Source organism: Ruegeria sp. CDSC054, assembly GCF_059610645.1.
On the sequence record NZ_JBXWOA010000003.1, the window covers coordinates 331,298 to 357,938 of the forward strand.

Below are 26,641 nucleotides of genomic sequence, written 5' to 3' on the forward strand. Positions count from 1 at the left end.
CATCAAGGACGACACATGACTGACTTTACTCTTCCCGAAGCCAGCCCACAGGCCGACGCGGCATTCCGTGCCGGTCTGGCCGCTGGAAAATTTCTGATCCAACGCTCAAAAACCACCGGTGAATACAACTTCTACCCACGCGCCCTGTCCCCCATCACCGGAGCAGACGATCTGGAATGGGTCGAAGCCTCGGGCCGCGGCACTGTCTTTGCCTCTACCATCATCCGGCGTCCGGCAAAATACGGTGGTGACATCAACAACGTGCTGATTGATCTGGACGAAGGCCCGCGCATGTTCAGCCGCATTGTGGACGTGGACAACGAAGCGATCACCATCGGTATGAAAGTACAGGCCGTTGTCATGACCCCCGACTTCGGACCCAACGCAAAATCCGGCGAAGCCGCCGTGTTCTTCAAGCCCGCGGAATAAGGAATTCAATCATGGCACATGCACTTCGCGGCAAATCCGCAATCGTTGGCAAAGGCTATTGGGGCCTGGGCAAAACGCCCAACACCTCACCAATGGAACTGATCGCCAAAGCCACGCAAAACGCGCTGACCGATGCAGGTATGGACCTGTCCGAGATCGACGGCGTCTGTGGCGGAACATTCTACCACTTCTTCCCCACCCTCTCGATCGCCGAGTATCTGGGCGTCAAACCAACCTGGGCGAACTCGGACATGGTGGGCGGATCGTCCTTCATGTCCTATCTGGTCGAAGCCACCATGGCGATTCAGGCGGGCTTGTGTAAGAACGTTCTGATCTGCTACGGCTCGAACGCGAAATCCGCGCGCGATCTCAACGGGTTGATCGAAACCCCGCAATGGGAACGCGCCTATGAACCAATGGTGCCGGTGCCGGGGTATGCCTTCACCGCACAACGCTATATGCACGAGTTCAACGTACCCAAAGAGCATTTCGGCCATGTTGCCATCTCGGCCCGGAAATGGGCTCAGCTGAACCCCGATGCGACAATGCAGGATGACCTGACGATGGAGGAGTATCTGAACTCGCCCATGGTTGCTGATCCACTGGCGGTTCTGGATTGCTGCCTGATGTCGGATGGCGGTGCGGCGATCATCGTGACCTCAGCCGACCGCGCAAAGGATTATCAGGAAAAACCTGCCTATTTCCTGGGTGGCGGCAATGCCATTTCCCACCGCGAGATCAGTCAGGCCGCCACGCTGACCACTACCTGTGCCACCGAAAGCTCGAAACGCGCGTTCGAGATGGCCGGCGTCACCACCAAAGACGTGGATGTGGTCGAACTTTATGACGCCTTCACCATCAATACGCTGCTGTTCCTCGAGGACATGGGCTTTGTGAAGAAAGGTGAGGCCGGGGCCTTTGTCGCCGATGGCAACATCGGACCGGGTGGCTCGCTGCCGGTAAACACCAATGGCGGCGGGTTAAGTTGCGTACACCCCGGCATGTACGGCCTGTTCTGTCTGATCGAGGCTGCGACCCAAATCCGGGGCGACGGCGGCGATCGTCAGATCGACGATGTAAATATCGCGATTGCCCACGGCAACGGCGGCACGTTCTCGAACGAATTTACGACCGTTCTGGGCAGCGAAGCTGCGCTTTAAGCGATCAAAATGGGGCGCAAATGCGCCCCCCAAAGCTTGAAATTTTGCTAATACGATAAAACGGAACCTGCCGAAGACGTACCCTCGTCAAGGGTCATCTAGCGATTGAAGCAGACAATCCAAGTTCGTTTTGTTGGTAAAGCCCTAAGCCCGACCGCCAATCTGGCGGCCGGGCTTAGGCTTCAAACCTACGTTTCCCGTGTCTTTAAAGTACAGGTACGCGCGCTGCAGGAGGGGTCGAGCGCGACCGTCCGGTACGCATCTTACCATCGATCATAACAGCCCCAACTCCGGGGATGTTACCGACGGCCATGCCTTCCAAAACGTTCTTACCGTCCGATCCTTCAGGGCGGTCCATGAACACCAAATCGGCTGGGCGGCCAGGTGCCACGATCCCTTGTGCAAGATCCCGTCTCTTCGCCACGTTTCCGGTGCCACAGCACCACGCCTGTTCGGCAGGCAATCCGCCAATACTGGCCAGCAGAGTTGCCATTCGCAGCATTCCGTTCGGCTGTACGCCGGACCCCGCTGGGGCATCTGTTCCAATCAGAAAATCGGCAAGGCGACCTTCGGCCAGAGCGCCTTCCAGTGTCACAAGTACCGATTTCTCGTTACCATTGTGTACCGCTTCAAGCGCTCCTTTCGCGTGACGGCAAAGCTCTCGGATTTCATCCTGCGAAATTGAGGTTGGTCCGCCATTGATATGACTGACTACGTCCGGTTGCGCCTCTAGCACATCTGCAGCTCGAACATCGTGAGAGCCCGCAATCGAAGGGCCGCCAGTATGCATAATAGTTTCAATTCCCAATTCCCGACACCAGCCAGTGACGCGTGCCGCGTCCGGGCCTTTGGCTACTGTCCCAAGGCCGATCTCACCAATATGCCGGATACCGGCCGCCTTTATTGCCGCATAGAAATCGCGATCAAAATCAAGTTCAGGCACTGGCGCTCCCGCCAAAACCTTGGCACCGGACGGGCGGAAATTTGAATAGCAACGTTGTGCCACCATCGCCAATGCCTTAACGCCTTCGGCATCCTTGGGGCGACCGGGCAGATGGACTTCGCCCGCGGAAATAAAGCTTGTGACGCCGCCGTTAACATTCATTTCGATCCAGCCGATCTGGCTTTGGCGTGGGGTCCAATCGCCGAAAACCGGGTGGCAATGGCCATCAATCAGGCCCGGTGCGACCGCACAACCAGAGGCATCGATGATGCGATCCGCATCGCCGGCCTCGAGGCCCACAATCACTCCGTCTTCGATGAGAAGGCAATCGCTGTCCGCAATAGGCGAGTCCAGATCACCGGTCAGAAGCAAACCGATGTTGCGGATTAGTGTGCGACCCTGTTCCGGCGTGTCTTTTGGTGCGTCAGCCATCTGATCCCCCATTTGGCGTGTGATTTCTGGTTCATATTTGGATCAAAAAAAGCACGCCAAGTAACCGTTCGGCCGTCGTGCTTCCTTCAGACATTTTCATTAGTATACAAGCGATATTTAAAGGCCTGTGTCAAGGCCTTCTAGTTGGCGCTACGCCGGGAATGGCTACCCTTGAGCGGTTGATTGACCAGAGCCAACCAATCCTCGCCTGTCAGATAGAAACCTGCATTCCCCAAGCCGCAGTTTAGTACCGCGGCTTGGGGGTTGTTGGCCCCTTTTGCCCCGGTTCAGGAAAACGCTTTGATGACTTTGGCGTAGTTGTCCAGCATCTCAAGCTCTTCATCCTGCGTGAAGTATCCGACGTGATGCCAGACGACGAATTCTTCGGTCCCGTATTTCTCTTTCAATGCACCAACCTGATCAATCACCTGGTCTACGGTGCCTTTCCAGACCCGCCCCATCGGCACATGATATGGCGGGGCGTTATAGGCGAAATTGAACAGTTCCTCGAAATCGCGATAGTGCCGTTCGGCCTGCGCGTCGGTCGATCCGATTGTCAAATGCCCGCCCAAAACCAGAGTGTTTCCAACCGTCAGATCGGTATGGCCATGGTGGTGCGCTTCTTCCAGATAGATCGGCATCGTCATATCCATGAACTCATCCTTGGACACAAAAGACACCAGCTTGGCGCCTTCCTTGGCCCAGAACTTCGCTGTCTCCATCGACCACGAAAACGGCACGTAAAGCGGTGGAAAATCCCGCCCGTCGGTCCGCTTACGCGGGCGCGGAACAATACCCATTTTGCGCAACGTGCCATTATCGTCCACCGCACCTTCGCCGCCATACTTTGCGGTCGGGGGGAAGGGCCATGTGATGTTGTCGGCAGGGATGTTCCAAAACTCGCCATGATGACTGAAGGTTTCGTTGGTCCAGGCCTTTTTGACCACGGCCCAACTTTCCTCCATCAATCGACGGTTCCGGGCATCTTCCTTGGATCGGTCAGATTGAGTTGTTGTGATATCAAGATGCTGCGCCAATGTATTCAGCCAGCGCGGCGTGTTGCCCCGAACAAACCCACAGAACAATCGGCCACCGGACATGTGATCGATCATTGCCAGATCCTCGGCCAGACGCATCGGGTGATGCGCCGTCAGCGCCATACCCACCTGCCCCACCATCAGATTCTTGGTGTTTGCAGCGATGTGCATGTTCCACAAAAGCGGATTGGTCGTGGTTTCGATTCCTTCCACCTGAAAGTGATGCTCGGTCATGCAAAACCCGGCATACCCATTTTTGTCGGCAAACTTCATCTGCTCGGTTGTCCGCTCCAACAGCGTTTCATACCGATCCGGGTCCGAGCCCGGCAAAACGACATCTTCGCCCTTTGAACGCATGTAGGGTTGCACAAGGATATGGGATTTCATGGTATTACCTAAAATTAGTGACCGTTAACTAAATACTATTCTATGACCTCTCAGCGGAACTTGATTTGGGTCAAGAAACGCAAAAAGGGCGCCCTGTTTCCAGAACGCCCTTTAGAACCGCTGTCTGTGAAGAAGGAGGAGTTACAGACAGCGATCAGCCCGACATACAACGCCGGGTTCACCGGCCTGCATGATCAATTCGTGGCTGACAGCCCGGGGCAATGCCCGCGCCATAAAGGCGCGCGCTGCATCCACCCGATCCGCATAGTATTCTGGCGATTGAGAACCTGCTGCAGCGGTGGCCACCCGTGCAATCCGGGCGGACATCCAGGCCGATACGCTCAACGCCACGATTTCCAGATAGTCGCACGCCCCGGACAGCACGTCACCTTGCGCCGTGCCCAGCACCCAATCGGTCGAGCGCCCAAGCCGGGATGCCGCATCGCGCAAGTTATTCTTTAAGTCAGAGACGTCGTCGCCCAGTTTGCCCGCCTCGTCCAGCATATCGGCCACCAGACCCTTGATGGCGGCGCCATTGTCGCCGCGCACCTTACGCATAACCAGATCACGGGCCTGAACGGCATTGGTACCTTCGTAGATTTCAGTGATCCGCACATCACGCACCAGCTGTTCGACGCCGTAATCCTTGATGAACCCATGCCCGCCATGCATCTGCACAGCCTCATTCGCCATTCGCGATCCCATGTCCGAAAGGTAGGACTTGATGACCGGCGTCAGTAGCGAAAGGCGCGCGTCTGCCACTTTGCGCTGCTCGGACGTAGCGGCACGATGAGCTTCGTCCAACAGGCCCGCTCCGAAATAGGCCAGCGCACGGGCAGCGTCCATTTCGCCCTGGGCGGTCAGCAGGCGGCGGCGTACGTCCGCATGGGCAATCAGCGGATCCGCAGGACCGTTCGGGTTCAACGGTTCCCCGTCCGCGCGCCCCTGAAGACGTTCGTGGGCATATGTCGACGCGGTTTGCACAGCGGCCTCAGCCACGCCCAACCCCTGCAAGCCGACCGACAGGCGCGCGGCGTTCATCATTACGAACATCGCGGCCAGGCCTTTACCCTCGTCACCGACGATCCAGGCCTTGGTGTCTTCAAACGAAATCGCGCAGGTGGGTGATCCGTGGATACCCATCTTGTTCTCGATCCCGGCAATGGTGATCGTGTTTTGCTGGTCCGTCGTGTTGTTGTCCGCATCCAGCATGTATTTTGGTGCCAAAAACAGTGACAGTCCACGCGGTCCGGGCTGAGCGCCCTCGACCCGTGCGAGGATCAGATGGGCGACATTTTCCGACATGTCGTGGTCGCCCCAGGTGATGAAGATCTTGTTACCGGTGATGGCATAAGATCCGTCATCATTTCGCACGGCCTTGGTGCGGATCAGGCCCAGATCGGTGCCGCAATGCGGCTCGGTCAGGTTCATGGTTCCGGCCCAGTTGCCGGACGTCAGCTGAGGGCAATAGACCGCCTTTTGTTCGTCCGACCCATAGGCCATCAGCGCTTCGACAACGCCAAAGTTCAGTTCGTGGATCAGGGCAAAAGCCAGATTGGTTCCGGCCATCCCTTCACGCAGGGCGGCATGCAGGACGAAGGGCAGTTGTTGGCCACCATATTCTTCTTCCAGCGCCAGCGCGTTCCAGCCGTCTTCGCAGAATACCTTATAGGCATCACTAAACCCGGGGGCGGCATAGACCTGACCGTTTTCCAGCCGCGCGCCCGGGCTGTCGCCGGCTTCGTTGCAAGTGGCGAGGTTGTCGCGCACAAAGCCGTTGATCGCGTCAACGACCGCAAAGAACGTATCTTTGTCGCAATGCTCATACCCAGGCAGTGCCAGCGTTTTGTCGAGGTCAAGAACCTCGTCCAACAGAAAAGTAATGTCCCGCTGCGGGAGTTGATAGTCCATACCTATGATCCCTCAGTTTTTGAGCGGCTTGCCGGTCGTCATGGTGTGGCGCATTCGTTCGATTGTCTTATCCTTTCGGATCAGGCGCATCATGCCTTCGGCTTCCAGCCTGTGCAGCGCTTCTTCATCCAGAACGCCGCCCTCACCCCCGGCCAGTACGTGCGCCGTTTCACGCGCAATCTCGACCGTGTAGGGCGCGTCTGGCATAGCCTCGGCCAGTGCGGCCAGTTTGGGCTCCAGCGCGGCATTGATAGCGGCGGCATCCAGCGTGATCTCGGCCTTTGGCGCGGGTTTGTACCCGTCAGCCAGCGCCAGAGCCGCCGCCTTGGCCTCGGCCAGAAGGCGGTCGCGGTTCATGACAACGCCGTCCGTCGCGCGCAGATAGCCCGCGTGTTGCGCCATCGGGGCAGAGCCGGTCATCAGCGCCACAGAAATCACATCGAACGCAGCCTCGGCCCCTTTGACCGGATCACCCAACTCCGCCGCCTTGAGCAGCAACAGGGCTGTGGTTCCGCCCCACGCGGGCAGCAGGCCAACATTGGCCTCGACCAACCCGATATTGCTTTCCAAAGCGGCCATGACCCGATCCGAGTGCATTAGGATTTCGCAGCCGCCACCAAGGGCCAGACCACAGGCGGCCGAGACAACCGGGAACGGCGCGTATTTAATCTTGCGCATCGTGGCCTGACCGATGGCTAGTTGCCCTTCGACCAGATCCAATTCCCCCGCATCAGCACGATCCAGCGCTTTTTTTAGGTTCGCGCCCACAGAAAAGTGGTTGCCGTCCGACCCGATGACCATCGCTTTGAAGTCTCGGCCTACAACGTCCAGTGCTTCGCTCACACCTGTCATCACCTGATCATCCAAAGCCGCATTAGGTGCCGTGATCGTCAGCAGAGCGACACCATCACCCATATCGCGCAGCACAACGGCCTCGGTCTGGAACACCGGAGCATCCGTCAGGTCAGATGCAAAGATCACCCCGGGGCCACGCGGCACGTCCGCCTGTTCGCCCGAAGGCAACAGCACCTTACGGTCACGGCCCTGGCCTGAATAAATCCCGCCGCGTTCAGCGGCCAGCGCCAGCAAGGGCGGCACGTCCTGACCCTCGGCCTTCAAGCGAGCCACAATCTTGTCCGCACCAATCTTGTCGATCAGCTTGAATGGGCCCATACGCCAATTATATCCCAGATCCATCGCTGCATCGATATCCGCCGGGTTGGCGGTAATCTCGGGCACGCAGTATGCTGCGTAAGACAAAGTCGGCCCCATTACGGCCCAGGCAAAATCAGCCAACCGATCACCGGCCTGATCAATAAAGTCGACACCAAAGCTTTTGGCCGACTCCGGACCCTTGGCCTGCGCACGATACTCTAGCGTTGCCAGATCAACGGCTTCGGCGACTGGTTTGCCATTTTCGTCCTTGGATCTGCGATAGAAACCCGCACCGACCTTGCGACCGGCCAAACCCTTGGCGGCCATCTGATCGAACAGCTCCAGACTGTCGGTATGGAATTGCTGCGGATCATCAGCCTCAAGCAGATTGCGCATAGACAGGCGCGATTTGCCCATCAGGTCGATACCGATCAGGTCCATCAACGCGAATACACCCGTTCCGGGCACGCCGAAGGGACGGGCCAGCACTGTATCAGCCTCTTCAACTGTGATGCCACGCGCCACGGCCTCGCGGGCAGCGGCGTTCATCCACAGCCCGCCCAGACGGTTGGCGATGAAACCGGGGCGGTCGTTGCAGGGCACGACGGTTTTGCCGAGGCGTTCATCGCTGAACGCACGCGCACGTTCCGCAGCAGCCGGATCTGTGTCCGGTCCGGTCACAAGCTCAATCAGGCGCATATAGCGCGGCGGGTTGAAGAAATGCACGATGATGAACCGCTTGCGCAGGCTGTCATCCATTTGGTTGACCAAATCGGCCAGCGGAATGGTCGAGGTGTTCGAGCTCAGCAGTGCATCGTCGCGCAGGTAAGGCGCAATTTTCGCATAGAGCCCGTGTTTGATGGCGAGGTCTTCCAGAACGACCTCAACCACCCAATCACAGGTCGAAAGCTGATCCAGATCATCATCCAGATTGCCCGCTGTCAGCCGGGCCGCATAGGCCGGGTCGGCCAGTTGCGGCGCGCGGCCCTTGGTCATGCGTGCAATGGCACCTTTGGCCAACATCGAGCGGTCTTCGGCATCCTTTGGGACGATGTCCAGCAAAACGACTTCGGCACCTGCATTGGCGAAATGGGCGGCAATGCCTGCCCCCATCACGCCCGAGCCGATGACAGCAACTTTTTTGATCGCAGTCATTTACAGAACCTCGAACAGACCAGCAGCACCCATGCCGCCGCCGATGCACATAGTGGCAACGATGTACTTCGCGCCGCGTTTCTTACCCTCGATCAGCGCGTGACCGACCATACGCGTGCCCGACATACCATAGGGGTGGCCCACGGAAATCGCGCCGCCATCGACGTTCAGGATCTCATTCGGGATGCCCAGCTTGTCACGGCAATACAGGGCTTGCGATGCAAAGGCCTCATTCAATTCCCACAGGCCGATATCGTCCATCTTGAGGCCATTGCGTTCCAGCAATTTCGGCACTGCAAACACCGGACCGATACCCATCTCATCGGGCTCACAACCCGCGACGACATAGCCCATGTAGCGACCCAACGGCTCGAGCCCGCGCTTTTCAGCCAGCTTCTCTTCCATCACGACCTGCGCCGAGCCACCGTCGGACAATTGCGAGGCGTTGCCAGCCGTGATCCACTTGTCCTCGCCCATCACTGGGGTAAGACCCTGCAGGCTTTCCAGCGTGGTCGAAGGACGGTTGCACTCGTCCCGCGACAGCGTGACCTCTTCATAGGTGATCTCGCCGGTTTCCTTGTTCTTGTTTGCCTTGGTGACCGTGATTGGCACTATCTCGTCATCGAACTTGCCCGCAGCCTGCGCCGCGGCGGTGCGCTGCTGAGATTGCAGGGCAAACGCATCCTGCGCCTCGCGGGTGATGCCATAGCGTTCGGACACAGTATCGGCGGTCGCGATCATCGGATCGTAGAACCCACGAATATTCTGCGCGATCCAGTCCTCTTTCAGGCGATAGGTGTTATCGCGGCCCATCACCAGTGAAATGCTTTCCGCTCCGCCGCCAACAACAACGTCACAGCCATCCACCATGACCCGAGAACAGGCGCGCGTCAGGGCCTCAAGACCGGACGAGCAGAACCGGTTGATGGTTTGACCCGACGCGGTCACGGGTAGACCGGCGCGCATGGCGACCTGACGACCCAGATTGCCGCCGTTTGCACCTTCGGGAACGGCATTGCCGATGATCACGTCCTCAATTTCAGACGGGTCAACACCGGCGCGTTTGACCGCCTCGGCGACAGCATGGCCACCATAAACGGCGGGGTGAGTGTCGTTGAAAGCACCACGAAAGGCTTTGCCAATTGCAGTACGGGCGGTCGAAACGATTACAGCAGAACGCATTAGATTGATCCTTTAAGGAAGTATTAGATGTCAGTGGGCAGCTTGTAGTCGGCGTATTGCTCACGCAGATGCAGCTTTGAAACTTTGCCGGTCGCGGTGTGCGGAAGCTCGGCCTGGAACACCACGTCGTCGGGCGTCCACCACTTGGCGATCTGACCCTCGTAGAGCGTCAGGACATCCTCGCGGCTGACATCCGAGCCCTCACGCCTGACAGCAACGATCAGCGGGCGCTCATCCCATTTTCGGTGTTTGGCGGCGATACAGGCGGCCTCCAGAATTTCCGGGTGGCTCATGGCGATGTTTTCCAGATCGATCGAGGAAATCCACTCGCCGCCCGATTTGACCACGTCCTTGGTTCGGTCGGTCAGGCGCAGATAGCCTTTCGGGTCGATCGCCGCGACATCACCGGTGATGAACCAACCGTCCTCGGTAAAGGCATCAGCACCGGCCCCATCCCAATAGCTTTCGGCAACCCAGTGGCCGCGCACCTGCAACATACCCGAGGCAACGCCGTCATGCGGCAGCAACTCGCCTTCGTCATTAACGATGCGCATCTCGACCCCATAAAGCGCACGGCCCTGTTTGGTCTTCAGCGCAAGACGGTCGTCGATTGGCAGTTTATCCTCGCCCCATTTGGGCACCGAAAGCGTGCCGACGGGGCTCAGCTCGGTCATACCCCAGCCATGCACCACGTCGATACCGTGGCCTTTTTCGATCTGCTCGATCAGTGACAGAGGTGCCGCTGAACCTCCCATCATCGCGCGTTTGACTGTTTTTAGCGTGGCGCCCTGCTGATCCAGATATTCGAACAAGCCCAGCCAGACAGTCGGCACACCCGAGATCATCGTGACCTCTTCGTCGTCCATAAGTTCGCGCAGCGGGGCCGGATCCATGCCCGGTCCGGGCATAACCAGTTTGGTGCCGTTCATCAGGGCCGCATAGGGAATACCCCAGGCACAGGCGTGGAACATCGGCACCACGGGCAAAGTGGCATCACGCGAGCTGAGCGCAAGCCAGTCGCCGCCAGACACGCCCATGGCGTGCAGCACGGTCCCACGATGGGAATACAAAACGCCTTTGGGATTGCCTGTAGTGCCAGATGTGTAACACAGCGCCATGGCCGCGTTCTCATCCAGTTCGGGCCAGTCATAAACCTCGGGCTTGCCCGCGATCAGAGATTCGTAGTCAAGGACCAGGGTCTTCATCTGCGGCACCTGATCCGGGCCAGTCAGGCTGAACCAGGCCTGAACGCTGGGGCAGCGGGCCGAGACAGCATCGATCAGCGGCGCAAAAGTCGTGTCGAAGAACATTTGCGTGTCTTCGGCGTCGTTGATAATAAACGCGATCTGATCGGGATGCAGGCGCGGATTGATCGTGTGGCAAATCGCACCGATGCAAGCCAATGCATAATAGAGTTCCAGATGCCGATTGTTGTTCCAGGCCAGCGTCGCGACGCGGTCACCCGGCCCCACACCAAGTTCGGTCAAAGCGTGCGCCAGTTGTTGGGTCCGTCGCCCCATATCCGCAAAGCTGTAGCGATCAATCGCCATGTCCGAGTTGCGCCAGACAATCTCCGCCTCGGGATGCGCACGCATGCCATGACGGAAAATGCTGGTCACCGTCAGTGGCATCGTCATGATCTGACCGGGAATCGTCGTTTTTTCTGCGCTCATTTTTTGCCTCTCAATGTGTTTTTCTGCATCTGCGTCCGTCACAGAGGCGCAGGCGGCATTTCTCCGATGTCCCGTTCGATCCGCCACGACATTTGCAAAACGCCCAGATCGTCAAAGCGGCGTCCGACCAGTTGCATACCGATCGGCAGCCCGTTGCGGTCTAGTCCGACCGGAATACTGGATGCCGGTTGCTCAGTGAGGTTGAACAGGAAGGTATTAGCCCAGCTTTCGAACGGCTTATCGGGGTCAGACCCCGGCAGGTCCGCAGCAAAGGCGGTGTTCGGTGTCGATGGCAGCAAGACAAAATCATGGCCGTCAATCAGCGCCAACGCACGTTCGCGCAACACCTGCGTGTGGTCGAAATTCCGCTGATGCTCAACAGCGGACAATGCGCGTGCACCGTTGGTCCAGTCGCGAATATAGGGCGTTTTCCCCCGTTCGGCCTCGGGTTGGCGCATCAGTTCGGACAGGGTACGTATTTTGTAGAACGCCTCGGCGGGTTCCCAGTCCGTTCGGCTGAACGGCGCGGTTTCAAGATAGGTGACCTGAACGCCCATATCCCGCAAAACCTGTGCCGTCCGTTCCAGCGCTGCCTGAACATCTTCCGCCACCGGTTCGCCCAAGCCCAGCTCGGGGATAACCAGAACCGACATGCCTTTGCGGTCGCCGCGCGTCAGGCGCGAAACATAGTTCGCGCCGTCCCGTGCCAATGCCGCGAAATCGCGCGTATCCTCTCCGGTCAGAACATTCATATGCAGCGCGACGTCGCCAAAATTGCGGGCCAACGGCCCCGCCGTGATCGCCGGGCTGTTGCAGACGTAATAGGGCACTCGCCCCTGGCTGGGCTTCAGCCCGGCCAGGCCGCAATACGAGGCTGGCAGACGGATGGATCCCACGATGTCGGTCCCAATCGAAACCGGCTCGATCCCAGCGGCAACACTGGCCGACGCGCCCGAAGATGATGCGCCTGTCGTGCGCAATACATCCCATGGATTGCGGGTAACCCCATGCTTTGAGCTCACTCCACCTGCAAGAATGCCGTAATCGCACATGGTATTCTTGCCCAGGATCACGGAACCGGCCTCACGCATGCGTGCTACCGTGGGATGATCGGTTGTGCTGACCGATGCCTCACCCGCCGCCGAGCCGCGATAAGCGGGCATACCGATGCAATCCATTGCGTCCTTGACTGTTGTCGGCACGCCATCCAGCGGCCCCATTGGTATGTTGTCGTGCCAACGTTTCTCAGACGCCCGGGCCGCTTCAAGCGCGCCCTCGGCGTCCACGTGGTAAATCGCGTTGATACTAGGATTTACCGACTCAATACGGGCCAGCGCTGCCTGCGTGACCTCGACCGGAGACAGCTCCAGCCGAGCAAAGGCCTGCACCATGGCACGCGCCGAAAGTTGGGAATATGGGGCGGTCATTCGGGGGCTCGATCAGATAGAGGGGATCAGTCTTCGGTGCGCTGGACGTAATAGACCTTGGCCGCAATCTTCCAGCCCTCGCCGGTGCGGATCAGCGACAGGTAGTCGATGAAGTATCGCGGCTGCACGGCGCAGTCGATCTTGACAAAGGCTGTATTCGGCCCTGATTGATCGATCGAGATTGTGTGCCCATAGACAGGATAGCCCTTGGATTTCGGGCTTTCGCGACCGCCGATGACCTCTTTGTATTTCTCCAGCGTCATTTGGATATAACTGCCATCCTCGTTGGCGCAGCAAAGATCACATTCCGGCAGAAACATCTGGTCGGTCTTGCTGATGTCTCCGTCATGCAGGTTTTCGATATACGCCTGCATCAGGGTTTCGATCTCGGCAAATGCGGTCATTGGATATCCTCGGTCATGAGTGTCTTGAAACGCAGGTGGTATTGGCTGTCAGGCGGCCTTGTTGGAAAGCAGGTCCTGGCGAAACCGTTTGAGGTCTTCGATTGTGCCGACCTTAAGGCCGTGCCGGGCCCCAAATTCCAGCAGATCCGGCAGGCGCGCCATTTCACCGTCATTATTCATGATTTCGCAGATCACGCCGGCATCCCCCTGCCCGGACAGGCGGGCCAGATCAACTGCGGCTTCGGTGTGGCCTTCGCGTTCCAGCACACCGTGCGGTCTCGCCACCAATGGAAACAGATGCCCGGGCGAAACCAGATCGACCGAAGAGCCGCTGTCGGATGCCAAAAGTGCAATGGTCCGCGCCCGGTCGCTGGCGGAAATGCCGGTGGTCGTGCCTTCTTTCGCATCCACCGAAATGGTGAACGCCGTATGATGTGGATCCGTGTTCAACGCTGTCATCGGTCCAAGACTGAACTGCTCGGCCCGTTCGGGCGGAATGGCCATGCAGATCAAACCCCGACCAAAGCGTGCCATGAAATTTACCGCGGCCGCATCCGCGCAGGCGGCGGGGATCACCAGATCGCCCTCATTCTCGCGGTTTTCATCGTCGACAAGAATTACCATACGGCCTTGTTCGCAATCCGTAATGATCTCTTCGATGGGCGACAGCTGATAAACTTCATGCAGATCGAACACGGTCTTCCCCTTATCCGTTCAGAGGCTTGATGACGCCTTCGGCAAATTCGATCAGAGCTTCCTGCTCGATCTCGTCGCCAAAGTAGTTCACGTGGTGCCAGACAAAGAATTCGTCGATCTGATAGCGCTCGGCCAGTTCACCGACCTGGTCCAGAACCTGTTGACGCGAGCCGTCCCAGACGCGGCCCAGTGGGACGTGATAGGGCGGCGCGTCGTAGGCCGAGAACCACAGGTTGTCGAACATTTCGCGGTACTGTTTGGTCTTGGCCGGAGTCTTGCCCATCATCAGATGCGCACCCAGAGCCAGGACGTCGTTGTTGGTGGTTTGAGGCAGCCCGTTTTCATGCGCAGCCTTCAGGCAGTTCTCAAGAATCACCGGCATGAATTCTTCTTTGTCGGCGGTCACGAAGGACACCATCTTGGCCCCTTCCGAAGCCCAGAACTTGGCAGTTTCCATCGAATACGAGAACGGCGCATATACTTTTGGGTGCGGCTTTTGCAGCGGACGAGGCACGATGCCCGATTTGCGCAGGATCTTGTTGCTATCAACCGGACTGTCACCACCCCAGAGTTTGGTTGGATTGAACTCCCACTCGACATTCGACGGGAAATTCCAGAATTCGCCCTGATGTTCGGTCAGGTCGTCCGTCCACAGCGACTTGATCAGACGCCAGTTTTCGTACAGCGCGCGACGGTTGCGCTGGTCGGCCTCGGACTTGTCGGATTCAGCCGAGGTGATGTCCAGGTGCTGCCCCATGGTCGCCGTCCAGCGCGGCGTGTTCCCGCGCGAGAACCCTGCGAAGACGCGGCCGCCGGTCATATGGTCCAGCATGGCGATGTCTTCGGCCGTCTTGATCGGGTTCATCGCGGTCAGGTTCATCCCCAACTGACCAACTTTGAAGTTCTTGGTGTGCTGGGCGATGTACATGTTCCAGAACAGCGGGTTCGTGGTGCATTCAACGCCTTCGACCTGCATGTGGTGCTCAGTCAGGCAGAAGCCGTCATAGCCCAGCTCTTCGGCAAGGACCATCTGATCACGCATCGTGTGCATCATCTTGTTGAACCGCGCAGGGTCACGTCCAGCAAGCTGAGTGTCCTCGCCATGCTGGCGTGCGAATGGAATGGCGAGAATCTTGAACTTCATGCAGGCGTCCCCTAACGTATGATTGAACGTTCACTAACACTCCCATACGGCCGGCAATTTCGTCAAGCCCCGAATTGTTTTTCCCTACGTCGCAATGACACTGCGACGATTTCCAACTGGACAAGAGATAGGGATTTCAACATGTTGCCCTCAGGTAGGGTCCTATGGAGGCAAGCCACGTGTTTTTGTATTCCGCTGCGCAAGTTGATGAATTTATTAATAAATCGCAGCTAGATGGCGTGTGCGTTGCGTTGGCGATTGATGCTGCGCGCGAGGAACTCAAACGCCTCGGAGACACTTTGCATCCAACACTGGTCAACACCTCGGCCACGAATCTGGCAACTGCGGGACAGGGGCAAATCGAGGCTCAGGCCATCCGCATGTCGCCAGAAGATTCGCTGCTGACCACATACCGTGTCTCGATCGTTCAGGCCGGACACAATCCCGGTGAAGCCGCCACGCTGATGGAAGTGACCTGCACCTTCTCAGTCGAAGCGCAACTGGCGGAAACGCCAAAATCCACTCAGGCTGAAAAGCCGCCCCGCGCCCTGTCCGACACCGCCGAGGAACGGCGGCGGCAGATCTTTGAAGGCGCGTGCAAGGTGATTGCCAAGCATGGGTTCGGAAATGCATCGATGCGCGAGATTGCCAAAACATCCGGGCTGTCGGTTCCGCTGATGTACAAATACATCAAGGACAAGGACGATATACTGCACCTGATCACTACGATGTGCATGCAGGACATCATCGACTTTTTCGATACCGAAGAACTGTTCACCGGCCCCGCCGATCAGAACCTTGAAAAAGCGGTTGACCGGTACATCGATTACATTGGTGAAAATCGCCGCTATATCAATCTGGTCTATTCGGAAACACGGTCAATGTCTGCCGAGAACCGCGCGCGTGTATTTGATATGGAGCGTGAATTCATGGGCCGCTGGAAAGGCATTCTGGACAAAGGGGTCGAGCAGAAAGTGTTCCGCCCTATGAACACAGAGCTGATGGCCAATTATCTGTATTTCCTGTGCAACGTCTGGTCACTCCGGCATTGGAGCATCGGAAAATTCCCGGAAAGCGAAATCCGAACCAGCCTGAAGGCGCTCATCATGGATGGTGTTTTAGTCAAAGCTGCTCCCTCCAAAAAATCCTGAGCGAACTATCGACCGATCTGGTTGGTTGATGCACAAACGCTTAGGCAATCAAGATGCAAATCTCTGTCGCTTCCAGGCGATTTGGTCGCAAATTAACTTGCGACACGTCTTGGGCGTGTCAAACTGCGTACATGACACCGCTCTCTAGTCCGAACCCTCTGGATCGCCGCGCAACCGGTTGTGATCTCGTCGTCTGTGGATGATGGCAGGCGCCCTGCGCCTTTTGCCCTCTGCCCAGACAACGGACAATTCGGACACCCTCATGACATCTCAAACCTTACGCCTGGCCATTGATATCGGCGGTACCTTTACCGATACGGTGCTCGTCTCGGACGATGAGACCATATTGGCTTCGACCAAGACGCTCACGACGCACCAAAATCCTGCAGATGGCGCGATGGAGGGCGCAAAACGTGTCATGGCGGAATCCGGCCGGTCGTTGAATGAAGTGACAAGTTTCATCCACGGAACGACGCTGGCGACCAATGCATTAATCGAACGGCAAGGCGCTGTTGTGGGAACTGTTACGACTGAAGGGTTTCGCGACATTCTGGAAATCGCGTATGAGCGGCGATATGCGCAATATCACATCAACCTGGAAAAGCCGGACCTGCTGGCACCACGCGAACGGGCGCTGACCATTCGCGAAAGAATGGCTGCCGATGGGAATGTGCTGATCCCGCTGGACGCCAGTTCGATAGGCGCGCTGTTGGCCGAGTTGGACGCCAGCGGCGCGGAAGCAGTCGCAATCTGTTTAATGCATGCCTATGCCAACCCGTCGCACGAACGCAGGCTGCGTGACATACTGGCCGAACGGCGCCCTGGCCTGACAATTTCTATTTCCTCTGATGTTAGCCCCGAGGCGCGCGAGTTCGACCGGCTTTGTACCACGGTCGCAAATGCCTACATCCAACCCCTGATGGAAAGCTATCTGGCGCGCTTTGCCTCACGGTTTCAGGAGGAAGGCGTGGCCTGCCCGATCCTGATGATGACGGCAGGTGGCGGCATGTGCACCGTTCAAACCGCCTCACGCTTTCCGATCCGGCTGGTCGAAAGCGGCCCCGCAGGTGGGGCTATTTTGGCGGCCCGGATCGCGGCGCGAGCTGGGATTGACGAGGTGCTGTCTTTCGACATGGGCGGGACGACTGCGAAGCTCTGCCTGATCGACAATGCCCGGCCTCAAACCTCGCGCCAATTCGAAATCGCGCGGGCCGCGCGGTTCATCAAGGGATCGGGCATGCCGGTACGTATCCCTGTGGTCGAAATGATCGAGATTGGCGCGGGCGGCGGCTCAATCGCCGGGGTTGACCGTCTGGGTCGGTTGACTGTGGGTCCAAAATCGGCCGGATCAGAACCCGGTCCGGTAGCTTTTGGGCGGGGCGGCACAGAGCCAACCGTGACCGACAGCGACATTACCTTGGGCTATATTGTGCCGGACACATTTGCCGAAGGGTTTATCAAGATCGCCCCCGAAGCGTCTGAAGCTGCGCTGAACCGGGTCATCGCCGCGCGTCTGGGCACGAACGGCACTGCGGCAGCGGACGGCGTCAGTCGCATCGTCGATGAAAGCATGGCCAGTGCGGGCCGAATGCATGCGGTGGAGTCGGGCAAGGACCTCGGTTCGCGCACAATGATCGCTTTCGGCGGCAACGGCCCCCTGCATGCAAGCCGTGTGGCCCGATCCGCCGGGGTCCGTCGCATCGTGATCCCGCCGAATCCAGGTGTTGGATCCGCGGTGGGGTTCCTGTTTGCTCCGGTCAGTTTTGAGATCGTCAGATCAAGTTATTCTCTACTTAAATCCCTGGATCTGGAGCGGGTCAACGCCCTGTTTTCCGACATGATCGACGAGGCAAGCCGGGTGGTTGCCCAAGGCGCGGGTGATGCACTCACCGAAACCCAACGCACGGCTTTCATGCGCTACAATGGTCAGGGCCACGAGATCGAGATTGCCCTGCCCGATCGCGACCTAACATTCGAAGACATAAAACCGCTGACCGATGCGTTCGAGGCGGAATACCGTAAACAATTCTCGCGTCCCGTGCCCGGGATGCAAATCGAGATCCTGAACTGGGCGGTCCGCGTCGCAACCCCAGATGCGGATGTTCCAGATTTGCCGGAAACGCCAGTTCTGACAACTATCACACCAGCCCAAACCCGCCCCATCACCTGCGATGTAGATGGTCAGATAAAGCAGGCTGGTTTTGTGCCACGCGACAGTCTGAGCCCCGGCGACCGGGTTTGCGGCCCGGTGCTGATCACGGAACCGCAGACGACGACTTTGGTCTCATCAGACTTCTCGGCGCATGTGGATGCCATTGGAAACCTCATCCTTATCCAAGATCCGAAAGGAGGTGTATGATGACTGCCGATCATTCCCCCGCCCGCCTGCAAGTCATGTGGAACCGCCTGCTTGCCGTGGTCGAAGAACAAGGTCAGACCCTGATCCGCGCCGCATTCTCACCCATTGTGCGCGAATGCGGCGACATCTCTGCCGGTATCTTTGACGCCGAGGGTCGGATGCTGGCACAGGCGGTTACCGGAACGCCGGGCCACATCAACACGATGGCCGAAGCCGTGATGCACCTGCGGGGCCATTTCCAGGTTCAGCACATGAAGCCCGGCGATATCTACATGACCAATGATCCTTGGCTGGCTTCGGGACACCTCAACGACTTTCTGCTGATGATGCCCGCATTCAAAAACGGCAAAGTCGTCGGCTTTACTTCATGCACATCCCATCTTGTAGATCTGGGCGGCCTTGGAATGGGCCCCGAAGGGTCGGATATCTATGATGAGGGCCTGCTGATCCCACCCTGCAAACTGGTCGAGCAAGGCGTCCCGAACGCCTTGCTTTTGGACATTGTCCGCGCCAACAGTCGCGAGCCTATTGCTAATGAGGGCGACATATATGCACTGATCGCTTGCTGCGAAGCGGGCGTGAACCGCCTGCTCGATATGATGGATGAGTTCGGAAGCGACGATCTGGATCAACTGGGTAGCTACATCATCGACACCTCGCGCCGAGGCACGCTTGAAGCCATCGCTGAAGTGCCCGCAGGCACCTATAGAAACGTTCTGAGGATGGACGGTTATGAAAAAGAACTGGAGCTGCACGCGACCTTGACGGTCAGCAAAACGGGCATGCATGTGGATTTCACCGGGACTTCGGGCTGTTCGGGCAAGGGTATCAATGTGCCGCTGAACTATGCGACCGCCTATACCGTCTTCGCCCTACGCTGCATCGTCGGATCCGACATCCCCAACAACGCCGGATCACTGGGACCGTTTACAGTGGACGGGCCAAAAGGCTGCATCCTCAATGCACAACGCCCCGCCCCGGTAGCAATGCGGCATACGCTAGGACAGGTAACACCGGATCTGGTGCTTGGATGCCTGCATCAGGCCCTGCCAGATCAGGTCCCCGCTGAGGGCGCGTCCTGCATGTTCGATCTGCCGATGCGGCACGCACCCGAAGTGGCACGTGATGGAGGTCGGGAATTCGCGGTTGAACCTGTGCACAATGGCGGCACTGGCGCTCGACCACATGCGGATGGATTGTCTGCCACAGCCTACCCTTCGGGCGTGTTCGGATCTCAGGTCGAGATCACGGAGAGCGTGGCCCCGGTCACAATCTGGAAACGCGAACTACGCCAGGATTCAGGAGGTGCAGGCAAGTATCGCGGCGGTCTCGGCCAACGGATCGAGATGACCTCAGCCAATGGCGCGCCTTTCCTCGTTTTCCTGTCGGTTGAGCGCCTCAAATTCCCCGCCCTCGGACGCATGGGTGGAAAACCCGGCGCACCCGGTCGTATTCGTTTCCGCGATAGCGAAAGTGATATCCCGGGCAAAGGAGAACTGCGCGTTGAAGCTGACGACTACCTTATATTTGAAACCCCTGGGGGCGGTGGTTTTGGCGACCCGGCCGCGCGAGACCCACAGGCAATCTCCCTAGACCTCAAGCGCGGTCTGATCAGCGCAGAAGGCGCAAAATCCTATGGGGGCACATCATGATCCGCCCGGTTCCCCACATAAGTGCAATGGCGGCCTATGCGCTGGCCGACCTTGGCGGTGAAAACACTATCTCCTTGGCCCAGAACGAAAGCGCCTTTCCCGCAAGCCCCGCTGCCATCAAGGCGGGTCGTGACGCACTGGCCGATCTGCAATTGTATCCTGATCCGGAATGGTCGGAACTGCGCACAGCAATTGCCGATGTGCATGGACTCGATCCGGCACGGGTGCTGTGCGGAGCGGGCTCGATGGAGCTGATCGGCTGTTTGATTCGCGCCTATGCCGGGCGCGGTGATCGGGTCCTTGGCACGGATTACGGATATGCGTTTGTCGCCTCATCAGCAGCTCAGGTTCAGGCCGATTACGTCAAGGCGCGTGAAGTGGATCTGACCGTATCCGTCGACGATATCATCGCCGTGGTGACACCTGAAACGCGGATCGTCTTTGTCTGCAACCCTGGCAACCCGACCGGCACCCTGATCCCCAATTCCGAAATCCTTCGTCTGCGCGATGAACTGCCCACCGATGTTCTGCTGGTCGTCGATCAGGCTTATGCTGAGTTTTCCGATCACATACATGATCCGGCCGACATATTCGCGCTGAGCGATCGAGGGGACACCGTGATCATGCGCACCTTTTCCAAGGCCTATGGCCTGGCGGGCGCGCGTGCAGGATGGGGGTACTTCCCGCCCGAGATTGCGGCTGAACTGCGCAAATTGCTGAATCCAAACAATATTTCCATCGCTTCACAGGCGGCGGCAACTGCAGCGATCCGCGATCAGGCGCATATGCAAAATGTGGTTGCCCGCACGACTGAAATCCGTGAACGATTTGCCGTGGAATGTCGTGCGTTGGGCCTAATCGTTCCTCAAAGCCACACAAACTTTGTGCTATTGCGCTTTGCCTCAACGCTGGATGCGCAACGGGCAGACGCGGCGCTGCGGGCGGACGACCTACTAATGCGCGGCATGGGAGTATACGGCTTAACCGACTGCCTGCGCGCCACAATCTGCGAGACGCCGATCATGGATCGGTGCCTGACCGCCCTGAAGGGAGCATTGAAGTGACCGAAACACGAACCGCAGCCAAAATCGGTGTTCTGGTACCTTTCACCAACACCAACCTCGAACCGGATATGGAGTTGTTGAGGCCGCCCAACACCACAGTCCATTTTCAACGCATGGGCGGGTATGACGTGGATGAAATTCCCGGCTCGGATCAGATGGCGGGGTTGGGTGCATCGGATATCACTCACGACCTGCGGATGATCTCGGGCATACGCCCCGATGTGGTATTGTATGGCTGCACCTCGGCGACGCTGACCCACGGACCGTCCTTTGATGCAGAGCTGGCCCAGCAGATCAAGGCGGGCTCGGGTGCAGTTTCGCTGACCGCTGCAGGGGCGTTGATCGCTGGGATCAATGCGGTTGGCGCAACAAAGGTCGGCTTTTCATCGCCCTATTTGGGCGAGATCAATGCACAAGCGATGGATTTCATGGCCCTTAACGGCATTGAAACTGTCAAATGTGCCGATGTCGGCCGCGAGCTTGGCAATTATGGGCAAGGTGAACTGACCCCGGGCGAGGTGTTCGATCTGGCGTGCAGGGCCGATCACCCGGACGCGCAGGCAATCGTCCTAAGCTGCACAGACATGCGCTCGGTCGAGGCAATTGAACGAATTGAAGCCGCGCTGAACAAACCCGTCGTTTCCTCCAATCAAGCAATGGTCTTTGGATTGCTGAAAGCGCTGAACCTGCCGCGTCACGAAACGTTACCTGGGCGTCTGTTCGACACTCTTTGATCAACAGCGAAGGCAAGTGGCACTTCTACGCCTCTCTCACATAAGCTGCAGTTTTTAGGCGACTGTCAGGAGTTGGTATGACGCTGCCAACCAAGCAGGCTGAAACAGGCAAACAAAATGGCGGCAACACAGACAATCGAGGGCCCGGCCGGCGTGTCGAAGACATAAGCCGCCCTCAACCCAGCCACAGCAGACGTCGCCCCAATTGCCGCTGCAATCAGGGCCATCGTTTCCGGTGACCGCGCCAGATTGCGCGCCGCAGCGGCTGGAATAATGAGCATCGCCGCTATCAGCAGAACACCCACAACTTTGATCGCGACTGCCACCGTGATGGCCAGTGCAAGCGTCAATATCAGTTGTTCGCGCTTGGGGTCGAAGCCGCTGGCATAGGCCAGTTCCTCGTTCAAAGTCGCCGTCAACAACTGGGACCAACGCCAGGCAATCAAAACTACGACCAGTGCAGCGCCGCCCCAGATGACGGCCAGATCCGAACGGGAAACCGCCAGAATATCTCCAAACAGATAGGCCATCAAATCAATCCGGACACCGGAGAGGAATGAAACCGCCACAAGGCCAAAAGCCAGAGCGGAATGTGCCATGACACCCAGCAACGTATCCATTGCGTACCCACGACCTGCCAACAGCGTCACGGTCAGCGCCATCAACAAGGCGACGGCCAGCGCACCTGTAAAAACCGACATCTGAAACGTTAGCGACAAGGCCACGCCAAGAATGGCTGCGTGCGCTGTGGCATCGCCGAAATAGGCCATACGGCGCCACACCACAAAACACCCCAACGGCGCCGCAGCAAAGGCCACGCCTACACCGGCCAGCGTGGCTCGGGTCATGAAATCATCAAGCATTATTCTGCGGCTTCCTGTGAATCTGTTCCATGGTCATGATGATGATCGTGGTTGTGATCATGATCATGGCGGTAAAGGGCAAGCGCACCACCTGTTCCGGTTCCGAACAACGCGCGGTATTCGGGGGCCGAGGCCACAACCGCAGGTGAGCCCTCGCAACAGACATGGCCGTTCAGGCAGATCACCCGGTCCGAGGCGCTCATTACCACGTGGAGCTCGTGGCTTATCATGATGATAGCGCACCCTGTTTCCTGACGCACGTCTTCGATCTGGCGATAGAACGCAGCCGACCCGGGCTGATCCAACCCCTGCGTGGCCTCATCCAGCAACAGGATTTCGGGTCGGTTGATCAAGGCCCGCGCCAACAGCACGCGCTGGAATTGCCCGCCCGAAAGCTGTGACATCTGGCGCTTGAGCAGATCGGGCACACCGGCCGTTTCCAGCGCAGTCGCGCAATCCTTCTTTGACGCGCGATGGGTCAGCCGCATAAACCGTTCGACGGTGATCGGCAGGGTCGGATCGATATGCAGCTTTTGCGGGACGTAACCAATTCTCAGCCCCAGCTTTCGCTTTACCCGCCCGGCAGACGGTTTGATTGCACCGATTATGGCGCGCAGCAGGCTTGTCTTACCCGAACCGTTAGGGCCGACGATGGTCACGATTTCACCAGGTTCGACCCCCATGTTAATGTGCCGTAACACGGTATTGGCCCCATAGCTAACGCTGAGGTCTTCTACGGTAATCAGGTTCATTTCTACGCCTTTTCGGTGCAGTCGGGGCAAACGCCTTCGGCTTCTACAACGGTCCGCTCAATCTCGAAACCCACCGCCCGCGCGGCTGCGCCCAGCTCTCCTTTCGCGGGTGTTGAATGTGCTTCGGCCACGGCATCACATTTCCTACAAATCATGAAGGCCGGGGAATGCGTTGCCCCGGGATGCGCGCAGGCGACAAATGCGTTCAACCGTTCGATTTTGTGGACGAACCCGTTCTCGACAAGAAAATCGAGGGCGCGGTAAGCCACTGGTGGCTGCGATCCGAAGCCTTCGTCGCGCAATCGATCAAGGATTGTATAGGCACCCAAGGCCCGATGTTCCTGCAGCAGCATTTCCAAAACCTTGCGCCGCACGGGAGTCAGCCGCAGACCTTCTTCTTTGCACCGGGTCTCGGCAACGGTCAGGCTGCTTTCGACGCAGTGCGCGTGGTCGTGCTTTTGGAATCCGACAAGGGCGGAGTCTTCAGCAGGTGCAGGTCTCATCTCACTTGTCATGTTATTCCATATCATATATGCCGCTCGCAACGTTATAAAATCACATAGAGGGTTTGATGTCCAGAAAGCTTCTTCCTGTTTCGATCACGGCTGCGTTGATGGGGGGCACAGCAGTGGCCGATGTCCCAAATGTTGCAGTTGATATTGCACCGGTGCACTCGTTAGTGGCGCGCGTGATGGAAGGTGTTGGCACACCGAACCTGATCGTACAAACCGGCGCGTCCCCGCATGAATACAACCTCCGCCCTTCCGAGGCGGCTGCCCTGCAGAATGCGGATTTGGTATTCTGGATGGACGAGGACCTGACCCCATGGATGGAAGGCGCCGTCGAGAACCTGGCCAACGGAGCGACAGTCACCCCCCTGCTGGAAGTGGATGGCACCGTCCTACTGGATTTCCGCGAGGACGCGCTGTTTGAAGCGCACGATCATGACGATGAAGATCACGCCGAAGAGGAGGAACATGACGATCATGGTCACGAGGATCATGCCGACGACAAAGACCATGACGATCATGACCACGAAGAGCATGCCGAGGGCGATGACCACGATCACGAGGATCATGCGGAACACGACGACCACCATGACCACGCGCACGGCGATCATGATCCGCATGCCTGGCTTTCGCCCAAAAACGCCGACACCTGGCTGAACGTGATTGCCGCTCAGCTTTCCGCTGCGGACCCGGACAATGCGGGTGCATATTTCGCAAACGCGGCGGCTGCGCGCGAAGAGATGGCAGCCCTCTCTGCTGAAGTAAGTGCAACTCTGGAACCTGTACGCGGAAGCAACTTCATCGTGTTCCACGATGCCTATCAGTACTTCGAGAACGCCTTCGACATCCCCGCGTCGGGTGCGATTTCGCTCAGCGATGCGTCGGATACAAGCCCGGCGCGGATTTCAGAAATTCAGGTGCGCATTCGCGAAGAAGGGATCAATTGTGTTCTGTCAGAGCCGCAATTCAACCCCGGCATCGTCGCCACTGTTTTGGACGGAACCGAAGCAAATACAGGTGTGATAGATCCGCTAGGTTCTGATCTTGAACCTGGGGCCGAACTGTACCCGCAAATGATCCGGAACATCGCAAAAACTTTGGCGGAATGTCTATGACCTGACCGGGCAGCCCGTTTTGGCATGAAAACCCAGAACGGGCTGAACATAGCCGGGGACACCAGGGCATCTCGGACACTTGCTTTTTTTGCGTTTCAGTGCTCGGGGTATACGCCCGTTTGGGAACGCATCCAGATGTCTTATTGAGTTCCCAACAAAATGATGCAGTCAGAAGCTTTAGCGGTGTCCGGATTAACGATCCTGACACTGTCTAGGGTCAGGCATGTGCCATCTCAGATCACGACGCGCGCCCGTAAAACCCGATGCGTTCTTCGTGTGTGAACTGAACATTTGGCCGATCATAAAAGGAAAACACGGCGATCATGCGGTCGCGGTCGCCTTGAACAGGCGAAACGCGGTGCGCCGTGTTTTTGCCTTTGAAGATGTTCAAAGTCCCCGGTTGCAGTTTCATGAGCGTGGGCTTGCGCCGACCTTCCAACAATTCAGCCACGCCGTCATAATTAGGGTTGTCATCACTACGTAGGTCCTTTTCGTACTCGAATTCACCGCCCGCTAACGGCGCTTGCAACAGCAGCGTTGTGGTGAATTCGGACCTGTCGAAATGCCAGTTCAGGGCCTGCCCGGCTGAGTAAGCCATTACATTCACGCGGGCCAGCGGATCATCCATGACAAAAAGCTTAGGCTTTTCCATGACCGCAGCCAAAAACTGCGCAAATGGCGGCCATTCATAAAGGCGGATGACAAAGGCCTGCCCCAACTGATCGGCGCAAATCGTCCTGTTAGACGTTTCAAATTGGGTCAGGGCCGGATGGTTGCTACCGAGGCCCTCGATAGACGTCCTGAAATAGATGTTGTGCCGCCGTGCATGGACAAAAGCCTCTTCAGCGAAAACCGGTTGCAGCTCAGACACCGCCGATTCCAGCGCACTGTCGCGAACAAAGCCAGGCAGGTTGAAAAGTCCATTCTCAGAAAGATCGGCTTTGCAGCGTTCGATCAGGCTGTGCCAGGCCATGCTGCCCGGCTGGTCCAGCGGATACAAATCTAAGTTTATGACATCACGCATCTTCGACCCTCCTTTCCTGTTATCCTGAGCAGGGCTTGAAACAGAGTTTTATCAATGGATAGTCTTTTTGGAGAGCATAAGAAATTCAAAAGCTCTGACCGGAAACGGATTGCCCCGCGGAAAGTGCCTGTTCCTGAGGGCGCTTGTTCAGTAGAAATAGCGGCGATGGATTTAAAGTCGGAGACCCTCATCAGGATGAGCATGTCGCCGATCCCTTTGCGGCAGGAGTACCGGATAGCTTACGCAAAAAGACGTAGATCTCCTCCAGATGTAAAAATAGTCG

22 protein-coding genes are annotated in these 26,641 nt (G+C 57.8%); 8 read left to right on the top strand and 14 right to left on the bottom strand.

All coding sequences use genetic code 11. The annotated features are described in order from the left end of the window. The first annotated feature begins 15 nt into the window (after positions 1-15). Together AC2FGC_RS09345 and AC2FGC_RS09350 are read left to right on the top strand one after the other, a co-directional pair. Positions 16-429 (top strand): Zn-ribbon domain-containing OB-fold protein, encoded by a 414-nt coding sequence (locus AC2FGC_RS09345; protein WP_496724864.1) that lies wholly within the window; start codon positions 16-18, stop codon positions 427-429. A gap of 11 nt (positions 430-440) precedes the next feature. After that, the gene (locus AC2FGC_RS09350; protein ID WP_496782147.1) at positions 441-1,589 is read left to right on the top strand and encodes an acetyl-CoA acetyltransferase; all 1,149 of its coding nucleotides are present in this window, start codon (positions 441-443) and stop codon (positions 1,587-1,589) included. A gap of 205 nt (positions 1,590-1,794) precedes the next feature. Here the strand turns inward: AC2FGC_RS09350 and AC2FGC_RS09355 are convergent, their stop codons facing one another. The 10 genes from AC2FGC_RS09355 to AC2FGC_RS09400 all read right to left on the bottom strand — a co-directional run bounded on the left by AC2FGC_RS09355 (position 1,795) and on the right by AC2FGC_RS09400 (position 15,135). Continuing rightward, entirely contained in the window at positions 1,795-2,964 is a 1,170-nt protein-coding gene (locus AC2FGC_RS09355; protein ID WP_496782149.1) for an amidohydrolase family protein, read from the bottom strand. Positions 2,965-3,251: 287 nt separating this feature from the next. After that, positions 3,252-4,388 (bottom strand): LLM class flavin-dependent oxidoreductase, encoded by a 1,137-nt coding sequence (locus tag AC2FGC_RS09360; protein WP_496782151.1) that lies wholly within the window; start codon positions 4,386-4,388, stop codon positions 3,252-3,254. Between the two features lie 141 nt (positions 4,389-4,529). Further along, the gene (locus AC2FGC_RS09365; protein ID WP_496724872.1) at positions 4,530-6,299 is read right to left on the bottom strand and encodes an acyl-CoA dehydrogenase family protein; all 1,770 of its coding nucleotides are present in this window, start codon (positions 6,297-6,299) and stop codon (positions 4,530-4,532) included. A gap of 12 nt (positions 6,300-6,311) precedes the next feature. After that, positions 6,312-8,609, bottom strand: coding sequence for a 3-hydroxyacyl-CoA dehydrogenase/enoyl-CoA hydratase family protein (locus tag AC2FGC_RS09370; RefSeq protein WP_496782153.1), 2,298 nt, complete (start codon positions 8,607-8,609; stop codon positions 6,312-6,314). After that, positions 8,610-9,791 (bottom strand): acetyl-CoA C-acyltransferase, encoded by a 1,182-nt coding sequence (locus AC2FGC_RS09375; protein ID WP_496724876.1) that lies wholly within the window; start codon positions 9,789-9,791, stop codon positions 8,610-8,612. 23 nt (positions 9,792-9,814) lie between these two features. Then, positions 9,815-11,464: a long-chain-fatty-acid--CoA ligase gene (locus AC2FGC_RS09380; RefSeq protein ID WP_496782155.1), complete on the bottom strand. Its 1,650-nt coding sequence runs from the start codon at positions 11,462-11,464 to the stop codon at positions 9,815-9,817. A 38-nt stretch (positions 11,465-11,502) separates the two neighbouring features. After that, positions 11,503-12,891, bottom strand: coding sequence for an amidase family protein (locus tag AC2FGC_RS09385; protein ID WP_496782156.1), 1,389 nt, complete (start codon positions 12,889-12,891; stop codon positions 11,503-11,505). Positions 12,892-12,917: 26 nt separating this feature from the next. Continuing rightward, positions 12,918-13,295, bottom strand: coding sequence for a nuclear transport factor 2 family protein (locus tag AC2FGC_RS09390; RefSeq protein ID WP_496724882.1), 378 nt, complete (start codon positions 13,293-13,295; stop codon positions 12,918-12,920). A 48-nt stretch (positions 13,296-13,343) separates the two neighbouring features. Next, positions 13,344-13,991, bottom strand: coding sequence for a 3,4-dihydroxy-2-butanone-4-phosphate synthase (ribB, locus tag AC2FGC_RS09395; protein ID WP_496724883.1), 648 nt, complete (start codon positions 13,989-13,991; stop codon positions 13,344-13,346). Positions 13,992-14,001: 10 nt separating this feature from the next. After that, positions 14,002-15,135, bottom strand: coding sequence for an LLM class flavin-dependent oxidoreductase (locus AC2FGC_RS09400; RefSeq protein ID WP_496724771.1), 1,134 nt, complete (start codon positions 15,133-15,135; stop codon positions 14,002-14,004). Positions 15,136-15,314: 179 nt separating this feature from the next. On the opposite strand from AC2FGC_RS09400, the gene AC2FGC_RS09405 reads away from it, so the two are divergent. The 5 genes from AC2FGC_RS09405 to AC2FGC_RS09425 all read left to right on the top strand — a co-directional run bounded on the left by AC2FGC_RS09405 (position 15,315) and on the right by AC2FGC_RS09425 (position 22,095). After that, complete coding sequence (locus tag AC2FGC_RS09405; RefSeq protein ID WP_496782158.1) at positions 15,315-16,286, top strand: TetR/AcrR family transcriptional regulator; 972 nt, start codon at positions 15,315-15,317, stop codon at positions 16,284-16,286. A gap of 262 nt (positions 16,287-16,548) precedes the next feature. Next, positions 16,549-18,645 carry a hydantoinase/oxoprolinase family protein gene (locus tag AC2FGC_RS09410; protein ID WP_496782160.1) on the top strand — a complete coding sequence of 699 codons (2,097 nt, stop codon included), beginning with the start codon at positions 16,549-16,551 and terminating at the stop codon, positions 18,643-18,645. After that, positions 18,645-20,297, top strand: coding sequence for a hydantoinase B/oxoprolinase family protein (locus tag AC2FGC_RS09415; RefSeq protein ID WP_496782162.1), 1,653 nt, complete (start codon positions 18,645-18,647; stop codon positions 20,295-20,297). Before AC2FGC_RS09410 ends, AC2FGC_RS09415 begins: the two co-directional genes overlap by 1 nt. Next, complete coding sequence (locus tag AC2FGC_RS09420; protein ID WP_496724890.1) at positions 20,294-21,361, top strand: pyridoxal phosphate-dependent aminotransferase; 1,068 nt, start codon at positions 20,294-20,296, stop codon at positions 21,359-21,361. Before AC2FGC_RS09415 ends, AC2FGC_RS09420 begins: the two co-directional genes overlap by 4 nt. Further along, on the top strand, positions 21,358-22,095 hold the full coding sequence (locus AC2FGC_RS09425) for a maleate cis-trans isomerase family protein (protein ID WP_496724891.1): 738 nt from the start codon (positions 21,358-21,360) through the stop codon (positions 22,093-22,095). The genes AC2FGC_RS09420 and AC2FGC_RS09425 overlap by 4 nt, the downstream gene beginning before the upstream one ends. Positions 22,096-22,160: 65 nt before the next feature. Here AC2FGC_RS09425 and AC2FGC_RS09430 read toward each other — a convergent pair whose 3' ends face one another. The 3 genes from AC2FGC_RS09430 to AC2FGC_RS09440 are packed head-to-tail and all read right to left on the bottom strand — an operon-like array spanning position 22,161 to position 24,213. Continuing rightward, positions 22,161-22,958 (bottom strand): iron chelate uptake ABC transporter family permease subunit, encoded by a 798-nt coding sequence (locus AC2FGC_RS09430; RefSeq protein ID WP_496724893.1) that lies wholly within the window; start codon positions 22,956-22,958, stop codon positions 22,161-22,163. After that, complete coding sequence (locus AC2FGC_RS09435; protein ID WP_496724895.1) at positions 22,958-23,710, bottom strand: metal ABC transporter ATP-binding protein; 753 nt, start codon at positions 23,708-23,710, stop codon at positions 22,958-22,960. The genes AC2FGC_RS09430 and AC2FGC_RS09435 overlap by 1 nt, the downstream gene beginning before the upstream one ends. A gap of 2 nt (positions 23,711-23,712) precedes the next feature. Beyond that, a complete protein-coding gene (locus AC2FGC_RS09440; RefSeq protein ID WP_496724897.1) occupies positions 23,713-24,213 on the bottom strand; it encodes a Fur family transcriptional regulator in 501 nt (166 codons plus the stop codon). A 68-nt stretch (positions 24,214-24,281) separates the two neighbouring features. On the opposite strand from AC2FGC_RS09440, the gene AC2FGC_RS09445 reads away from it, so the two are divergent. Then, positions 24,282-25,334, top strand: coding sequence for a zinc ABC transporter substrate-binding protein (locus AC2FGC_RS09445; protein ID WP_496782164.1), 1,053 nt, complete (start codon positions 24,282-24,284; stop codon positions 25,332-25,334). A 238-nt stretch (positions 25,335-25,572) separates the two neighbouring features. On the opposite strand, the gene AC2FGC_RS09450 is transcribed toward AC2FGC_RS09445, so the two are convergent. Then, the gene (locus AC2FGC_RS09450; protein WP_496724901.1) at positions 25,573-26,358 is read right to left on the bottom strand and encodes a HalD/BesD family halogenase; all 786 of its coding nucleotides are present in this window, start codon (positions 26,356-26,358) and stop codon (positions 25,573-25,575) included. Positions 26,359-26,641 lie beyond the last annotated feature (283 nt).